At 73.1% G+C, this 14,461-nt stretch carries 14 protein-coding genes; 6 read left to right on the top strand and 8 right to left on the bottom strand.

Going from position 1 to position 14,461, the window contains the following annotated elements:
• Positions 1 to 90: 90 nt before the first annotated feature.
• The 4 genes from ACZ4IF_RS30660 to ACZ4IF_RS30645 form a co-directional block, all read right to left on the bottom strand.
• Positions 91 to 495 carry a nuclear transport factor 2 family protein gene (locus ACZ4IF_RS30660; RefSeq protein WP_467568557.1) on the bottom strand — a complete coding sequence of 135 codons (405 nt, stop codon included), beginning with the start codon at positions 493 to 495 and terminating at the stop codon, positions 91 to 93.
• Positions 496 to 503: 8 nt separating this feature from the next.
• A complete protein-coding gene (locus ACZ4IF_RS30655; protein WP_467568555.1) occupies positions 504 to 1,469 on the bottom strand; it encodes an acetylxylan esterase in 966 nt (321 codons plus the stop codon).
• Between the two features lie 247 nt (positions 1,470 to 1,716).
• The gene (locus ACZ4IF_RS30650; RefSeq protein ID WP_467568553.1) at positions 1,717 to 2,484 is read right to left on the bottom strand and encodes a ferredoxin reductase; all 768 of its coding nucleotides are present in this window, start codon (positions 2,482 to 2,484) and stop codon (positions 1,717 to 1,719) included.
• Positions 2,477 to 3,082: a sulfite oxidase-like oxidoreductase gene (locus ACZ4IF_RS30645; RefSeq protein ID WP_467568551.1), complete on the bottom strand. Its 606-nt coding sequence runs from the start codon at positions 3,080 to 3,082 to the stop codon at positions 2,477 to 2,479. The genes ACZ4IF_RS30650 and ACZ4IF_RS30645 overlap by 8 nt, the downstream gene beginning before the upstream one ends.
• 296 nt (positions 3,083 to 3,378) lie before the next feature.
• On the opposite strand from ACZ4IF_RS30645, the gene ACZ4IF_RS30640 reads away from it, so the two are divergent.
• Both ACZ4IF_RS30640 and ACZ4IF_RS30635 read left to right on the top strand, forming a co-directional pair.
• Positions 3,379 to 4,299, top strand: coding sequence for an NADP-dependent oxidoreductase (locus tag ACZ4IF_RS30640; RefSeq protein WP_467568585.1), 921 nt, complete (start codon positions 3,379 to 3,381; stop codon positions 4,297 to 4,299).
• Positions 4,296 to 5,099: a GNAT family N-acetyltransferase gene (locus tag ACZ4IF_RS30635; protein WP_467568549.1), complete on the top strand. Its 804-nt coding sequence runs from the start codon at positions 4,296 to 4,298 to the stop codon at positions 5,097 to 5,099. The genes ACZ4IF_RS30640 and ACZ4IF_RS30635 overlap by 4 nt, the downstream gene beginning before the upstream one ends.
• Before the next feature lie 56 nt (positions 5,100 to 5,155).
• Here ACZ4IF_RS30635 and ACZ4IF_RS30630 read toward each other — a convergent pair whose 3' ends face one another.
• The gene (locus tag ACZ4IF_RS30630) at positions 5,156 to 5,575 is read right to left on the bottom strand and encodes a MarR family winged helix-turn-helix transcriptional regulator (protein ID WP_467568583.1); all 420 of its coding nucleotides are present in this window, start codon (positions 5,573 to 5,575) and stop codon (positions 5,156 to 5,158) included.
• Between the two features lie 151 nt (positions 5,576 to 5,726).
• Here ACZ4IF_RS30630 and ACZ4IF_RS30625 point away from each other — a divergent pair, with 151 nt between their 5' ends.
• The 4 genes from ACZ4IF_RS30625 (at position 5,727) to ACZ4IF_RS30610 (ending at position 10,696) form a co-directional block, all read left to right on the top strand.
• Positions 5,727 to 6,824, top strand: a complete 1,098-nt coding sequence (locus ACZ4IF_RS30625) for a hypothetical protein (RefSeq protein ID WP_467568547.1) — start codon at positions 5,727 to 5,729, stop codon at positions 6,822 to 6,824.
• A gap of 176 nt (positions 6,825 to 7,000) precedes the next feature.
• The gene (locus ACZ4IF_RS30620; protein ID WP_467568544.1) at positions 7,001 to 7,786 is read left to right on the top strand and encodes a putative protein N(5)-glutamine methyltransferase; all 786 of its coding nucleotides are present in this window, start codon (positions 7,001 to 7,003) and stop codon (positions 7,784 to 7,786) included.
• 182 nt (positions 7,787 to 7,968) lie between these two features.
• Entirely contained in the window at positions 7,969 to 9,984 is a 2,016-nt protein-coding gene (locus ACZ4IF_RS30615; protein WP_467568542.1) for an FAD-dependent oxidoreductase, read from the top strand.
• A gap of 64 nt (positions 9,985 to 10,048) precedes the next feature.
• Positions 10,049 to 10,696 carry a PadR family transcriptional regulator gene (locus tag ACZ4IF_RS30610; protein ID WP_467568540.1) on the top strand — a complete coding sequence of 216 codons (648 nt, stop codon included), beginning with the start codon at positions 10,049 to 10,051 and terminating at the stop codon, positions 10,694 to 10,696.
• A gap of 177 nt (positions 10,697 to 10,873) precedes the next feature.
• Here the strand turns inward: ACZ4IF_RS30610 and ACZ4IF_RS30605 are convergent, their stop codons facing one another.
• The 3 genes from ACZ4IF_RS30605 to ACZ4IF_RS30595 form a co-directional block, all read right to left on the bottom strand.
• A complete protein-coding gene (locus tag ACZ4IF_RS30605) occupies positions 10,874 to 11,419 on the bottom strand; it encodes a hypothetical protein (protein ID WP_359490578.1) in 546 nt (181 codons plus the stop codon).
• A gap of 278 nt (positions 11,420 to 11,697) precedes the next feature.
• Positions 11,698 to 12,627, bottom strand: coding sequence for a LysR family transcriptional regulator (locus ACZ4IF_RS30600; RefSeq protein ID WP_467568537.1), 930 nt, complete (start codon positions 12,625 to 12,627; stop codon positions 11,698 to 11,700).
• A 78-nt stretch (positions 12,628 to 12,705) separates the two neighbouring features.
• Positions 12,706 to 13,707: a fibronectin type III domain-containing protein gene (locus tag ACZ4IF_RS30595; protein WP_467568535.1), complete on the bottom strand. Its 1,002-nt coding sequence runs from the start codon at positions 13,705 to 13,707 to the stop codon at positions 12,706 to 12,708.
• Positions 13,708 to 14,461 lie beyond the last annotated feature (754 nt).

Genomic DNA, 14,461 nt, shown 5'->3' with positions numbered 1-14,461 from the left:
CTGCGCGATCTGGCACAACCGCACCATCGGCGCACCCATCACCAGGTCACTGATCGCCTACGACCACTGAGCCACATCGGAACTACTCATCTAGGTCAGGAAGCGCGAACCGGCCGGTTCCTGATGGCCTTCCAGCGTGTGCCAGTAGTCACGTGTCTCCACGGCCAGCCCGTCCGCGTCGAAGCGTGCGAAGACGCAGCCCGCCAGCGTCGTCGGCTGCCCGTCCTCCTCGGCGAGGACGCGGAACTCGGCCACCGCGAGACCGTCCTGCCCGACGACCGGTTCGGAGAACCGAACGTCGATCGTGCGCTCGGCCGCGAAGGACCACCGCACATACGCGGCGAGTTCGTCCCGCCCCCGGTGCGGTTCACGGAAGGGCATCGACCGGTGGACGCAGTCCGCCGCGTACAACTCCGTGATCGCTTCGACGTCGTGGTCCGCCCAGGCCCGCTCCCACACCCGGACGAAGTGCCGCGCCGCCCGCGCCGTGTCCATCGCGGCCCTCAGACGTGCGCGGGCAGCCACTGCAACTGGGCCGCCTGCTGGTAGGGTCCGCCGCCCTCGTGGTCGTTGAAGTCGTACACCTCGATCTCCTTCTCCTCGTGCGCCCAGGCGTTGTACGCCGCGAACACCGTCGACGGCGGGCAGGTCTGGTCCTCCAGCGCCGCCGAGAACAGGGCCGGCGCCCGCCCGCGCGCGGCGAAGTGCACGCCGTCGAAGTACGAGAGCGTGCGCAGCACCTGATCGGTGCGGCCACGGTGGGTCTTCAGGTAGTTACCGATCTCGCGGTAGGGGGCGCGGTCGGTGAGCACGGTGGCGCGCGGGAAGTCGCACAGGAACGGCACGTCGGGCGCGATCGCGGCCAGATCCGGCACCAGACCGCCCACCGCGATGGTGATGCCGCCGCCCTGACTTCCGCCGAGGGCCGCGGTGCGGGCCGCGTCGACCAGCGGGTGGGAGCGTGCCGCCTCCACGGCGCGCACCGCGTCCGTGAACAGCCGCCGGTAGTAGTAGGTCTCGGCGTCCTCGACCCCGCGCGTCATGAAGCCCGGGAACGAGGGGGCGCTGCCCACCGGGTCCGGGGTCTCGCCGCCGCCCCACGCACTGGCCTGGCCGCGCGTGTCCATCACGAAGTGCGCGAAGCCCGCCGAGGCCCACAGCAGATGGGTGTGCGCGAGTCCGCGTCCGCCGCCGTACCCGATGTACTCGACGACCGTGGGCAGCGGCGTGTCCGCTCCGGCGGGCACCGTCAGCCAGCCCTTGACCGGGTGCCCGCCGAAGCCGGCGAACGTGACGTCGTAGGTGTCGACGGTCTTCAGGGGGGTCGCGAACGGTTCGAACCGGGCGGCGAGATCGTGCTCGCGGGTCTCCTGGAGTGTCTTGGCCCAGAAGGCGTCGAAGTCCTCGGGCTCGGTGGACGCGCTGCGATAACCGCGGAGTTCGTCGAGAGGGAGGTCGAACAGGGCCATGGAGGACCACCTTTGGCATCGAAGGTGCGGATGATCACACCGTACGTGTGCCGTCAGGGGGCCGCCAGGTCCTGCCGCGCGCCGCCCGGCGTCACGCGGGCGGGCTCGGCCGAACGGCTCGATCCAGGCGCGGCTGCCCCTGTCGAACCGCCCGCACAGGGCCTACGCCCGGCCTCCGCCGAACCGCCCGCAAAGGGCCTACGCCCGGCCTCCGCCGAACCGCCCGTCAAGGACGAGCCGCCCGGCCTCAGCCGAACCGCTCGATGCGGATGCGGTCCACCGGCTGGCCCGCCTCCACCAGCAGCCGCGAGGCGTGCTCCGCGAAGGCGTTGGAGCCGCACACGTAGGCCTCCCAGCCACCGGGTGGCTGTTCTTCGATGAGCGGGGCCACATGCGCGGCCGTCATCCGGCCCACCGGTACGCCCGCCGGCGCGCGGCGCGTGAAGACGGGCGTGGTCTCGGCGCCGAACTCGTCCGCGTAGATGAGCTCTTCGGGACCGCGCGCGGAGACGAGCAGCCGCAGCGGTACGTCGAGCCCGCGCGCACGGTGGTGCCGCAGCATCGACATCAGAGGGACGACGCCCGAACCGGCGCCGATCAGCAGCGCGGGCCGGTCGCCGGGCCAGGCGAAGAAGCCGCTCAGCGGGCCTCGGACCTCCACCCGGGCGCCGGGTGCGGCCACGGTGTGGAACCAGCCGGAGACCTCCCCGCCGTCGACGTGATCGAGGGTCAGCTCGATGTGGCCGTCGTCGTCGGGCGGTGACGCGAGGGAGTAGTGGCGCTGTGCCACGTACCCGTCCCCGGCCGTCAGGCGCAGCAGCAGATGCTGTCCCGGCAGGTGCCCCGCCCAGCGCGGCACGGCGAACCGGAACGTGGAGGCGTGCGCCGTCTCCCGGCGGATCTCGGTCAGTGTGGCCGTCTGCCACGCCGCCGCGGCGCTCTCGCTCACGGCGATGCGGCCGGGCACGGCGAAGCGCGTCGGGGGCACGAAGGGCACGGTCGTCGTCTCAGTCACCGGAGTAGCGCTGCTCTTCCCAGGGGTTTCCGCGTGCGTGATAGCCGTTCTGCTCCCAGAAGCCCGGCTCGTCGTGGTCGAGGATCCGCAGCCCCGCGATCCACTTGGCGCTCTTCCAGAAGTACAGGTGCGGCACGATCAGCCGCGCGGGCCCGCCGTGCTCGGCCGGGAGCGGCCGCCCCTCGTACTCCCAGACGATCCAGGCGCGGCGGCCGGTGAGGTCGGCGAGCGGAAGGTTCGCGGTGTACCCGGTGTGCGCGTACGCGACCGCGTGGGTGGCGGCCGGGTCCGGGCGCACGGCCGCCAGGAACGCGTCCAGGGACACACCGCCGAAGCGCACCCCGAACTTGGACCAGCTCGTCACGCAGTGGATGTCGCCCTCGTACGCCGAGGACGGCAGCGCGTGCGCCTCGTCCCAGCTCCACGAGCGCGGCTCGGACACCAGGCCGTCGATCCGGAAGCTCCAGTCGGCGGGGGACAGGTCCGGGGTGACCTCGGCGGAGAGTACGGGCCAGTCGTCGCCCGCGTCGTACTGGCCGGGCGGCAGCCCGGCGTTGTGGACGCGCGGGCGTCCGGTGAAGCCTCGGGTGACATTCATGCGACTGGTGCCTCCAGGCCGTCCGGGACGGCCCGCGGGTCGAGCGTGATCGGTACGCACGTGTGCGCGATGCGGACACGTGCTCAATGGTTAGGCATTCAACCGTACGCGGCCGTGGGTGGTGCTGCGGGCCATGGCGGGCCGCCGTTCATTGCGGGCGCGTGAACTCTCCGCGGGCTCGGGAATAGCCGCGCCGGGATCTTCCTTGCTGCTGGAGCCGAGTCCGGTGACCTGTACAACTACGCCCGGTGTCCGGCCGCCACGACCGGTGACAGCGAAGGAGAGTGAGGGAGCAGATGCCCAAGGCGTACGTCTTCACCCGATACGTCGGCCCGGAGACGGAGGCGCTGGTGGAGCGGGACCGCCCGAGCCCCGGGCCCGGCCAGGTCCTCGTCGCGGTGCGCGCGGCGGGGGTGAACCCCGTCGACTGGAAGCAGCGCTCGGGGTACCGGCGCCCGGGCGAGGCCGACCCCGAACTGCCCGTGGTGTTCGGCAACGAGGTCGCCGGGGTCGTCCTGGAGACCGGCCCGGACGTGACCGGGTTCGCCGTCGGGGACGAGGTCTTCGGCAGCCCGGTGGCGGGCGGATATGCCGAATACACACTGCTTCCCGTCACCGTCACGGCCCACAAGCCGGCCGGGGTGTCGTTCCCGGACGCGGCGACGCTGCCCGTCGCGGCCGCGACCGCCTACGACGGCCTCCGCCAGCTCGCGCTGCCCGCGGGCGCGACCGTACTCGTCACCGGCGCGGGCGGCGGGGTCGGCGTGGCGGCCCTGCAGATCGCGCGCGCCTTCGGGCTGCACGCGGTCGGTGTCGCCGCCGAGGGCAAGAAGGACCTGGTCGAGTCGCTCGGGGCCGCGCACGTGGCGTCGGGGCCCGACCTCGCCGTACGGGTGCGCGCGGCGGCGCCGGACGGTTTGGACGCCGTCTTCGACCTGGTCGGGGGAGAGGTCCTGGAGGCCGCGGCGACGCTGCTGACGGACCGCACGAAGCTGATCACGGGCGCCGACCGGGCGACGGCCGCCCGGCTCGGCGGCGCGCCCGTCGCGCGGGCCCGTACCGCCGCCGTGCTCGACGAGGTGGCGCGGCCCGTCGTCGAGGGACGGCTGCGGCCCTTCGTCACGCGCACGGTGCCGCTCGACCGGGCCGGGGAGGCCCTGCGCGCCATCGAGGAAGGCCACACCCGCGGCAAGATCGTGATCGAGGTGTCGGCATGAGCACGCGCCCCCCGAAGGACCGCGAGCCCGCGCTGCACGCGGTCGGCGACCACGAGGGGCTCCCGCACCCGGGCGGCACCCCGGCATCCGCCCCGCACCCCCTCGACAACCCCGCCTTCGGCTCGCTGACCGGGGCGCACGCGTACCTCGCGGAGCGCCGCGGGCGTGTCCTGCGCTATCCCGCGGACGTGTCGTCGTGGCTCGCGCTGCCCGACGTGCCGGACGCCGACGACTGGGCGGACCTGGCCGCACTGGCGGGCCCCGGAGCCGTAGCCCCGCTGGCGGGCTTCACCGGGCGGATCCCGGACGGCTGGGAGGTGACGTTCAACATCGACGGCGTCCAGCTGGTCGACGACGGGATCGCGGCGGCACCGGACGCCGAAGCCGTACGTCTCGGTCATGCCGACGTGCCCGAGATGCTCGACCTGGTCGCCCGTACCCGGCCCGGCCCCTTCCTGCCGCGCACCGTCGAACTGGGCACCTATCTGGGGATCCGCCGGGACGGGGCGCTGATCGCGATGGCGGGGGAGCGGCTCCGTCCGCCGGGCTGGACCGAGATCAGCGCGGTGTGCACCGACCCCGCATTCCGGGGCGAGGGTCTCGCCACGCGGCTGATCCTGGCGGTCGCGCACGGCATCCGCGAGCGCGGCGAGACGCCGTTCCTGCACACCGCGGCGGGCAACAGCAACGCCATCCGGCTCTACGAGTCGCTCGGCTTCCGGTTGCGCCGCACCACGCGTTTCCTGGCGGCCCGCGCGCCCGAACACCTGGGGGGCGAGCGGCCGGTGGGGGTCGGCTGACCCGCCGGCGCGGGCGGTGCGACGTACGTGCGTGACGCGCCCGGCCCGTCGGGGGGTCAGTCCCCGGCGGGCCGGGCGGGCCGGGGTGCCTGCTCGACGGCCGCGGCGTTGTAGCGCAGCAGGTAGGACGCGAAGCGCTCGAGGTCGTCCTCGGACCAGCCGGCGAGCCGCTCGCGGAACGCGACGCGCCGGCTGCGGGTGACCTGGGCGAGGACGTCGCGGCCCGCGTCCGTGAGGTGCAGGACCTGGACGCGGTGGTCCTCGGGGTCGACCCGCCGCTCGATGAGTCCGTCGCGCTCCAGGACGGCCACCTGGCGGCTCACGGTGGACTTGTCCAGCGCGTAGTGCGCTGCCAGGTCCGTGGCGCGGCAGCCCCCGCTCTCCTCCAGGTGACCGAGCAGGGTGTAGGAGACGAGGGACAGCTCGGGGTGCATGCGTCCCGCCGAGGCCCGCGCCCGCCGCGCGAAGGCGGTCATCTCGCGCTGGATGGTCTCGACGGCCGCGTCGACCGCAGGCGTGCCGGGGGTGACAACGGTCTCATCGGACCTCTCGGATGCCTTCACGGCACCTCCCTCCACTCTTCTGGTTGTATAGTACAACTTGATAGAGAGTTGTATATACCAACCAATGGAGAGGAGGCTCGTGGCCACCGGTCCGCGTTCCCCGGCCCTGCGCCATGTGCTCACGCACCTGGTCACCCCCCTGCTGATGTGCCTCGGCATGGGCCTGGCCTACATGGGTGCGTTCGTGACACCTGAGCCGCACCACCTGCCCGTCGCCGTCGTCGGCAGCGGTCCCGAAGTGAAGGTCTTCGCCCAGACGGTCAAGGACACGGCGGGGGACGCGCTCGACGTCCGGACCGTCGCGAGCCGATCCGAGGCGGTGGACCTCCTCGAATCCCGCGACATCACCGGCGCCTACGTGCCGAGCGCCAAGTCTCCCGAGGTGGTCGTCGCCACCGCCGCGTCCGACATGGGCGCCATGGCCGTCGAGAAGGTCTTCACGCCCGTCGCCGCGCACCAGGGCAAGCCCCTGAAGGTCACCGACGTCGCCGCGCCGGTCGACGACGACCCCACCGGCCAGGGCCTGTTCTTCCTGCTGATCGCGATCAGCATCGGCTCGTACGCCTCCGTCGCCGCGCTCGGCGCCGCCGGTGCCGGTCTGCCCATGCGGACACGGGCACTGCTGGCGGTGGGCGTGTCCGGCGTCGTCGGCGGCATCGGCGCGGCGCTCGCCGGGCCCGTCTTCCACCTCGCCCACCACGACCTCGCGAGCGTGTGGGGGATGAGCTGGCTCTACTCCGCCGGCATCCTGTTCATCGGCGTCGGACTCCACACCTTCCTCAAACGGTGGACCACGCTCGCGATGATGGTGCTGTTCGTGATGCTCAACTTCACCAGTTCCGGCGGCCTGTTCCGGCCCGAGCTCCAGAACGGCTTCTTCGGCACCCTGCACGCCTTCTGGAACGGAGCCGGATTCGTCGAGGGCGTCCGCAGTCTCCTCTACTTCGACCACGACGGTCTGTCCGGCAACGTGGGCGCGTTGGCCGTCTGGCTGGTGGTCGGACTGGTCGTCACGATGGTCGCCGGAGCCGTCGAGTGCGCCCGCGCCCGTGCGGCCGTGCCGCGGGCGCCGGCCGCCGGCCCCGCGCCCGAGCGCGTCCCGGCGGCGGGCACGGCCGACGGTCAGGCGGCGGAGGAGCTGGAGGAGTCGGTCGCCGTGTGACCGGTCCTGTAAGGTGGCGGTCCCGGCTGCGGACCGCCACAGCCGATGAGTTGCCGAGGAGGTGGGACCCATCACCGCAGTGACAGGTCGGGTGCTCTCACCTCGAGGCAGCGCGGCGCACCGTCGATAGGTGACCGCGAGAGCGCCCTTCGGCTCATCGGAAGGCTCTCGGCTTCATGCCCCCTCTCTCCCCTGATTCCGTCGACTCCGTCGTGTCCGCGCTCCGCTCCGCCGGTTGCGTGTTCGCCGAGGACGAGGCGGAGTTGATCCTCTCCACGGCGCGCACCCCCGACGAGGTCGCCGTGATGGTGGACCGCCGCGTCGCGGGACTGCCCCTCGAACACGTCGTCGGCTGGGCCCGGTTCCACGGACTGCGCGTCCATGTGGAGCCCGGCGTCTTCGTGCCGCGCCGCCGCACCGAGTTCCTCGTCGACCGGGCCGTCGCCCTCGCGCCCGGCGCACGGGTCGTGGTCGACCTGTGCTGCGGTTCGGGCGCGGTGGGCGCCGCCCTGGCCGCCGCTCTCGGCGCACCCGAACTGCACTCCGCCGACATCGACCCGGCCGCGGTCCGCTGCGCCCGCCGCAACGTGGCCCCCTACTCCGGCCGGGTCCACGAGGGCGACCTGTTCGCGGCCCTGCCCGAGGCGTTGCGCGGCCGCGTGGACGTCCTGGCCGCGAACGTGCCCTACGTCCCCTCCGAGGAGGTCGGTCTGCTGCCCTCGGAGGCCCGCGACCACGAACCCCTGGTCGCGCTCGACGGGGGAGCCGACGGGCTGGACCTCGTGCGCCGGGTCGCCGACGACGCCTCCTCCTGGCTGGCCCCCGGCGGCTGCCTGCTGGTCGAGACGAGCGAACGCCAGGCCCGCCCCGCCGTCGAGGCCTTCGCGCGCGCCGGTCTCGAAGCCCGGCTCGCCGTCTGCGAGGAGATGTACGCCCACGTCGTGATCGGCTTCCGGCGCTGAGGACCGGGCGGTGCCGTGTCCGGCCGATGCGTTTTCGTGTCGGCCGGAGCGGCCCGGCCGAGTGATCCATGACGGCCGGAGCGGGACCGGCCGAGTGACCCTCCTCATTGTGCAACTAGTTGCACAAGGCGTGGCGCGTCCTCTACAACAGACGCACCACACCGTTTCCGGAGGGCCGCCCGATGAGCCGTTACCCGCACCTGCTGAACCCGCTCGACCTGGGCTTCACCACCCTGCCCAACCGTGTGCTCATGGGCTCCATGCACGTGGGCCTCGAGGAGGCCGAGCGCGGCTTCGAGCGGATGGCGGAGTTCTACGCCGAGCGGGCCCGCGGCGGTGTGGGGCTGATCGTGACCGGCGGCATCGCGCCCAACGACGCAGGCCGGCCGTACGAGGGCGGGGCCAAGCTGACCACCGAGGCGGAGGCCGACCAGCACGCCGAGATCACCGCGGCGGTGCATCGCGAGGGCGGCAGGATCGCGATGCAGATCCTGCACTTCGGCCGGTACGCCTACCACCAGGACCTCGTCGCGCCGAGCGCCCTCCAGGCGCCGATCAGCCCGTTCCCGCCGCACGCGCTCACCGACGCCGAGGTCGAGCAGACCATCGACGACTACGCGCGCGCCGCCCGGCTGGCCCGGCGCGCCGGGTACGACGGTGTCGAGATCATGGGTTCCGAGGGCTACCTCATCAACGAGTTCATCGCCGCCGGCACGAACCGGCGTGAGGACCGCTGGGGCGGTTCGTACGAGAACCGGATGCGCTTCCCCGTCGAGATCGTCCGCCGCGTGCGGGAGGCCGTCGGCGAGGACTTCATCATCATCTACCGGCTGTCGATGCTCGACCTGGTGCCCGGGGGCTCCTCGCTGGACGAGGTCATCACGCTCGCCAAGGCGGTCGAGGCCGCCGGAGCCACGATCATCAACACCGGCATCGGCTGGCACGAGGCCCGGATCCCCACCATCGCGACGTCGGTGCCGCGCGGCGCGTACGCCTGGGTGACCAAGAAGGTCATGGGTGCGGTGTCGGTCCCGTTGGTCACCACCAACCGCATCAACACCCCCGAACTGGCCGAGCAGTTGCTCGCCGAGGGGCACGCCGACATGGTGTCCCTCGCCCGCCCGATGCTCGCCGACCCGGACTTCGTCGCCAAGGCGCGGGACGGGCGGCCGGAGGCCATCAACACCTGCATCGGCTGCAACCAGGCCTGCCTCGACCACACCTTCAGCGGCAAGATCACTTCCTGCCTGGTCAACCCGCGTGCCTGCCACGAGACGGAGCTCGTCCTCGCGCCCACCCGGCTGCGCAAGCGCGTCGCCGTGGTCGGCGCCGGGCCCGCCGGACTCGCCTGCGCGGTCAACGCGGCCGAGCGCGGCCACGAGGTCACCCTCTTCGACGCCGCCCGCGAGATCGGCGGACAGCTCAACGTGGCCCGCAAGGTGCCCGGCAAGCAGGAGTTCGACGAGACGATCCGCTACTTCCGTCACCAGCTCGAACTGCACGGTGTGGACGTCCGGTTGAACACCCTCGTCAGCGCCGACGGGCTGGACGGATACGACGAGGTCGTCGTCGCCACGGGCGTCAGCCCCCGCGTCCCGGAGATCCCCGGCGTCGACCACCCCAGTGTCGTCGGCTACCTCGACGTCCTGCGCGACGGAGCCGCGGTCGGCGAGCGCGTCGCCGTCCTCGGCGCCGGCGGCATCGGGTTCGACGTGGCCGAGTACCTGACCGACAGCGGCGACAAGGCGAGCGAGGACCCCGAGACGTACTTCCGCAACTGGGGCGTCGACATGTCCTACGAGACAGCCGGCGGCCTCACCGCGCCGGAGCGCCCCGCCCCGCCGCGTACCGTGCACCTCCTCCAGCGCAAGACCACCAAGGTCGGCGCCGGCCTCGGCAAGACGACCGGCTGGATCCACCGCGCCGAACTCAAGCACCGCGGCGTCACGATGGTTCCGGGCGTCCGGTACGACCGCATCGACGACGCCGGGCTGCACGTCACCGTCGACGGCGACAGCCAGGTCCTGGAGGTCGACACCATCGTGCTGTGCACCGGTCAGGAACCGCGCCGTGGCCTCTACGAGGAGCTGCTCGCCGCAGGCCGCAGCGTGCATCTCATCGGCGGGGCCGACGTGGCCGCAGAGCTGGACGCCAAGCGTGCGATCAAGCAGGGCACCGAGCTGGCGGCGGCCCTGTAGGCACCGAAGGCACGAGGGCCGTCCCGGGACCGACCCGGCGGCGGCCCTCCCTAGGATGAGGCCCATGTCACTGCCGCACGCGATCCTCACCGCCCTGCTGGAGAAGCCGTCGTCGGGCCTCGAACTGACCCGGCGGTTCGACAAGTCGATCGGCTACTTCTGGTCGGCGACGCATCAGCAGATCTATCGCGAGCTGGGCAGGCTGGAGGCGGAGGGCTACATCCGCGCGCTGCCCTCCGAACAGCCCGCCCGAGGGCAGAAGAAGAGCTACGAAGTGCTCCCGGCGGGCCACGCCGAGCTCGCCCGCTGGACCGCCGCCTCCCAGGACCCGAAGCCGCTGCGCGACACGCTGCTGCTGCGGCTGCGCGCCGCGGCCGTCGTCGGCACCGAGGGCGTCGAGGCAGACCTGCGCCGTCATCTCGAACTGCACCGCGGGCAGTTGGCCGAGTACGAGGAGATCCAGCAGCGGGACTTCCCGCCGGGCAAGGACGCCACGCAGGACCGGCTGCGCCATCTCGTACTGCGCGCCGGGATCGATCTGGAGACGTTCTGGACGCAGTGGCTCGCCCACGCCCTGGAGGAGTTCGAGCAGTTCGGCGACCGGCCGTCCGGGGCCGGACCGCAGGCACGCGAAGGCGCCGCACGCGAGGGTGTGGCCGGGGTGGACGCGGGACGCGCGGGCTCCGCGCGTGACGAGGCGCCGGGGAAGTAGTCGCCCCGCGAGCGGGAGACCGGAGCGGGCGCCAGGAGGGGATGGCCGGCGGCCGTCCGCGACGTCGATCCGGTCGGGTGGACGGCCGTCCGTATTGCCGCCCGGTCGGGTGGACGGCCGCAGGTGAGCCGGGGCCCGGCATCGGAACCCGGCGCTTCGGGGGTCCGGGGCCCGGGATCAGAGGCGGTGGGGCTTGGACCGGCGGCGCAGGAACCAGGCCGCCGCCACACTGCCGGTGGCGACCAGCGCGGCGCCGCCCACGACGGTGATCGTCCCGTAGTCCTCGACGGCTCCGCCGAAGCCGCCCATGACGCCGCGCGACGGTGCGGCCGAGCTCGTCGCCGAGATCGTGGGCGTGGAGGGGGCCGAGACGATGATGGACTGGGTGCCCGCGGTCGACCCGTTCTGGCACACCACGATGACCGTGTAGGTACCGGGGCTCACCCCGGACCAGGATGCCGACTGGCTGGTGCTGGTGCCGGTCAGCGGCATCTGGCGCCCCTGGGCGAAGTTCGCCTGCCCGCTGGAGAGCAACGAGGAGATGCCGAAGCTGCTGCCGTTGCTGGGGCAGGCACTCGTGGTGACCGTGACGGAGCTGCCGCTGGTACTCACGGAGATCCCGGACGCCCGCGCGACAGCCGACGGGGCGGCGAGGGTGAACGGAAGCGCAGCGGCGGCGGCCAAGGTCAGGCCGGAACGGAGAAGTATCTGAGTCGTACGCATAGGAACTGCCCTCCAGCGGCACGGTTGGCGGTACATCCCATGCGCCGCCGATGATCGGAAAGGCCCGTGCTGCCTCAGGGCGAGCCAACGTGCACCTGGCCCGACCCGCATGCGGGCGGGGACCGGGCAGGTGAACAATTCCTTCGTCCGGCGGACGCCAGGTGGCCCGTCACGGCGTCCGGTGGACGGCCGGTGGCCGTCACACGTGTCCGGTGGACGGCTGGGGGCTCCTCACACGCGGGCGGACCGTCCGTTCCGCTGCGTCGCCCGGCCGGTCGTCACCAGGTGCGGCCGGCCTGAAGCAGCCGCTCGCGGACGAGCGCCACGTGCGGATTGTCCGAGGCACCGGGACGCTGGGTGAGGTACCCGGTGTTGATCGGCGGATCCTCGGGGGTCAGCAGCGGGACCAGGGCGCCGGTGGCCAGCTCGTCGAGACACAGATAGCGGGGGAGCACGGAGATCCCCGCGCCGGCGACGACCGCGGCGAGGACGCCACGCAGATCGGGCACCGTGATCGCGGCCTGCCCGGTCAGCCGTGTCCCGAAGACGTGCCGCCAGTAGCGGCGGGCGATGGGCAGGTCCTCCGCGTAGGTCACCAGGGGCACCCCGTGGAGCGCGGCGGGTCCCTCCGCCGCGACCCGTTCCGGGCCGATCCGCTCGGCCCAGGCGGGGGCGGCGACGAGCACGAACTCCTCGTCCATCAGGGGTACGGACGTCAGGGTCCGTCCACGCGGCCGGATCGTCGCGATCACCAGGTCGAAGCGGCCACCGCGCAGGCCTTCCAGGAGCTCTTCGGTGAGGCCGGTGCTGATCCGCAGCCGGACGCCCTGCCGGGTGAGCGGTGCCAGCGCCGGCAGCGCCCTCGCGCACAGCAGTTCGGCGGGGCCCGCCACATGGACGGCGTCCGGCGGCTGGTCCGCACCGAGGCCGCCGCGGTCCGCGACCGCCGCCAGCGCGTCCAGCGGGGCCGCCACCTGAGCGGCCAGTTCGTCCGCCACCGACGTGGGCACCACACCCCGTGGCCGCCGCTCGAACAGCTCCCTGCCGAGCTGCTCCTCCAGGGACCGCATCTGTGTCGTCACGGTCGGCTGGGACAGGCCGAGCAGCCGCCCGGCCGCCGTGAAGGATCCGCTCCTGTGCACGGCGAGGAAGGTGCGCAGCAGGGAGAGATCGAGTTGCGTCGCGACATTGGGTTCCCTATGGGACATGCGTACAAGCCTAGATCTTGCCTATCACGCACCCCTCTCAGGGCCCGGTTCCCTTTCCGGTCGGCTCCCGGCCGTGGATCAGTTCGTCTCCCGGCCCGTGGCGCCGGTCGTCACCGAGCGTTCCGCCGACAGGCCGCCCCAGGTCCCGTCCGGCAGCTTCGCCCGGATCCGCACCCGGTGCGCGGCCCCGGGCTCCCGGCCCACGTAGAAGCTGTACGTCGACCTTCCGCTGGGCGGGGTGCCGCCCCACACCAGCGAGGTCACCGGAGCCCCGTCGAGGTGGATCTGATACTCCGTGATCACGCCGTCCACCTCGGGCGCGACCCACGACAGGTCGATGTAGTAGGCGCCGTCCGCGCGGTGCGTCGCGGCGCGGAAGTCCGTCGGGGCCGTGCCCCGGTTGTCCGCGGCACCCCGCGCGGTGGTGACCGGGACCGTCGCGCTGGCGGCGGAGAGGTTGTCCGCCGCGTCGCGTGCCCGCACCGTGAAGCGGTAGCGCGTGCCCGGCCTCAGCCCGGTGACCACGGTCGCCGTCTGCCCGCCTCCGACGCTGTGGATCTTCGAGGTGCCCTGGTAGACGTCGTACGAGGTCACGCCCCGGTCGTCCGTCGACCGCTCCCAGGACAGCTGCACCGCCCGGCTCCCGACCGCCTTGCCGTGCGGCGCGCCGGGGCGGGTGGGGGCCGTGCCGTCGGCCGCTGCCTGGGCCGGCGTGGTGGCGCGCACCGGCCTGCTGGGCGGCCCCGCGTCCCCGGCGGCGTTCCGCGCCCGGACCGTGAAGACGTACGTGGTGGCAGGTTCGAGTCTGGTGACGTCCACCATGTGCTCGGCGCCGGGGACCTCCCCGACTTTCGTGGTGCCGCGATAGATCTCGTAGCGGGTGATCTTCGGGTCGGCGGACGCCACGTTCCACATCACGTGCACGCTGGTGGCGCTGCCCGCCGCGGCGGTGACTCCGAGGGGCGCCGAGGGCAGCCGTTCGCTCCGGTTCTGATCGTCCCCGCCCCAGGCGCAGGACGTCAGGACGAGCAGCGAACCGCACAGCGGTCCGCACATCAACGCAAGGGGAACGCGTCGCACGGCTCTGCCCTCCCTGGACGGGATTGGTCTGTACCTATAAGACAACGGTTGGCGTGGTCGCATCAAGAGGGGGTCGTCGTTCGTCGGGCCGTCGCGCGGTACGTATGCTGATGCCTGACGCGGCGTGAACTCTCGCTTGTCCCAACGGAGTTCATGCCCACGGCGCGGACCGCTGTCGTCGCTGATCCCGCGCCGGCGAGAGCGGCCGGGCGGCCGGAGTCGACTGCGACTCGGGCCCTCGGCCGCACGGCGCCCGAGCGCATCTCCCCTGCCCCGTCCGGCCCCGCCCGGCCGTGTCCGAGTGGACGCACCGTCAGATGCCCACCGGATCGGGGCGAATGACCGTCCCTGTCCCGCCACGCGGCCGCCGTGGCGGTGCCTTGCCATGGTCGCGGGGCACCGCGCACGCCGCAGTGCCCGAGCCGTCGGGCCCCGTCGTCCCCGGCGCGCGGCCCCCGTGCCGGTACCGACGGCCCCGTGCCTACGGCCATACCGACGGTCCCGCACCGACGGACCCGTGCCGACTGGCCCTCACCGACGGTCCGTGCCGACAGCCCGCTGCCGACGGGCCCGTGCCGACAGCCCGCTGCCGACGGACCCGTACTGACGCACGTGCACCGGCGAGCCCGCGCCGACGCGCCCCGGGCGTCGGTCACCGCCCGTGGCGGGGGGGGGGGGGGGGCGGGCCCCCCCCCCCCCCCCGGGGGGGGGGCCCCCGGGGGCCGGACCGCGCCCGGGGGGGGGCGCCCGGGCG

This window comes from Streptomyces sp. NPDC025784, from assembly GCF_055558435.1.
The sequence above is the reverse complement of the archived record's forward strand: the minus strand, read 5'-3'. Positions and strand labels throughout refer to the sequence as shown.

Bases quoted from the DNA above. Each gene is read 5' to 3' on its own strand.
- ACZ4IF_RS30655 (WP_467568555.1), bottom strand. From the start codon at position 1,469: ATGGCCCTGTTCGACCTCCCTCTCGACGAACTCCGCGGTTATCGCAGC.
- ACZ4IF_RS30640 (WP_467568585.1), top strand. From the start codon at position 3,379: ATGCCCAAGGCGTACGTCTTCACCCGATACGTCGGCCCGGAGACGGAG.
- ACZ4IF_RS30600 (WP_467568537.1), bottom strand. From the start codon at position 12,627: ATGTCCCATAGGGAACCCAATGTCGCGACGCAACTCGATCTCTCCCTG.
- ACZ4IF_RS30615 (WP_467568542.1), top strand. From the start codon at position 7,969: ATGAGCCGTTACCCGCACCTGCTGAACCCGCTCGACCTGGGCTTCACC.
- ACZ4IF_RS30620 (WP_467568544.1), top strand. From the start codon at position 7,001: ATGCCCCCTCTCTCCCCTGATTCCGTCGACTCCGTCGTGTCCGCGCTC.
- ACZ4IF_RS30645 (WP_467568551.1), bottom strand. From the start codon at position 3,082: ATGAATGTCACCCGAGGCTTCACCGGACGCCCGCGCGTCCACAACGCC.
- ACZ4IF_RS30605 (WP_359490578.1), bottom strand. From the start codon at position 11,419: ATGCGTACGACTCAGATACTTCTCCGTTCCGGCCTGACCTTGGCCGCC.
- ACZ4IF_RS30630 (WP_467568583.1), bottom strand. From the start codon at position 5,575: ATGACCGCCTTCGCGCGGCGGGCGCGGGCCTCGGCGGGACGCATGCAC.
- ACZ4IF_RS30625 (WP_467568547.1), top strand. From the start codon at position 5,727: ATGGAGAGGAGGCTCGTGGCCACCGGTCCGCGTTCCCCGGCCCTGCGC.
- ACZ4IF_RS30635 (WP_467568549.1), top strand. From the start codon at position 4,296: ATGAGCACGCGCCCCCCGAAGGACCGCGAGCCCGCGCTGCACGCGGTC.
- ACZ4IF_RS30610 (WP_467568540.1), top strand. From the start codon at position 10,049: ATGTCACTGCCGCACGCGATCCTCACCGCCCTGCTGGAGAAGCCGTCG.
- ACZ4IF_RS30660 (WP_467568557.1), bottom strand. From the start codon at position 495: ATGGACACGGCGCGGGCGGCGCGGCACTTCGTCCGGGTGTGGGAGCGG.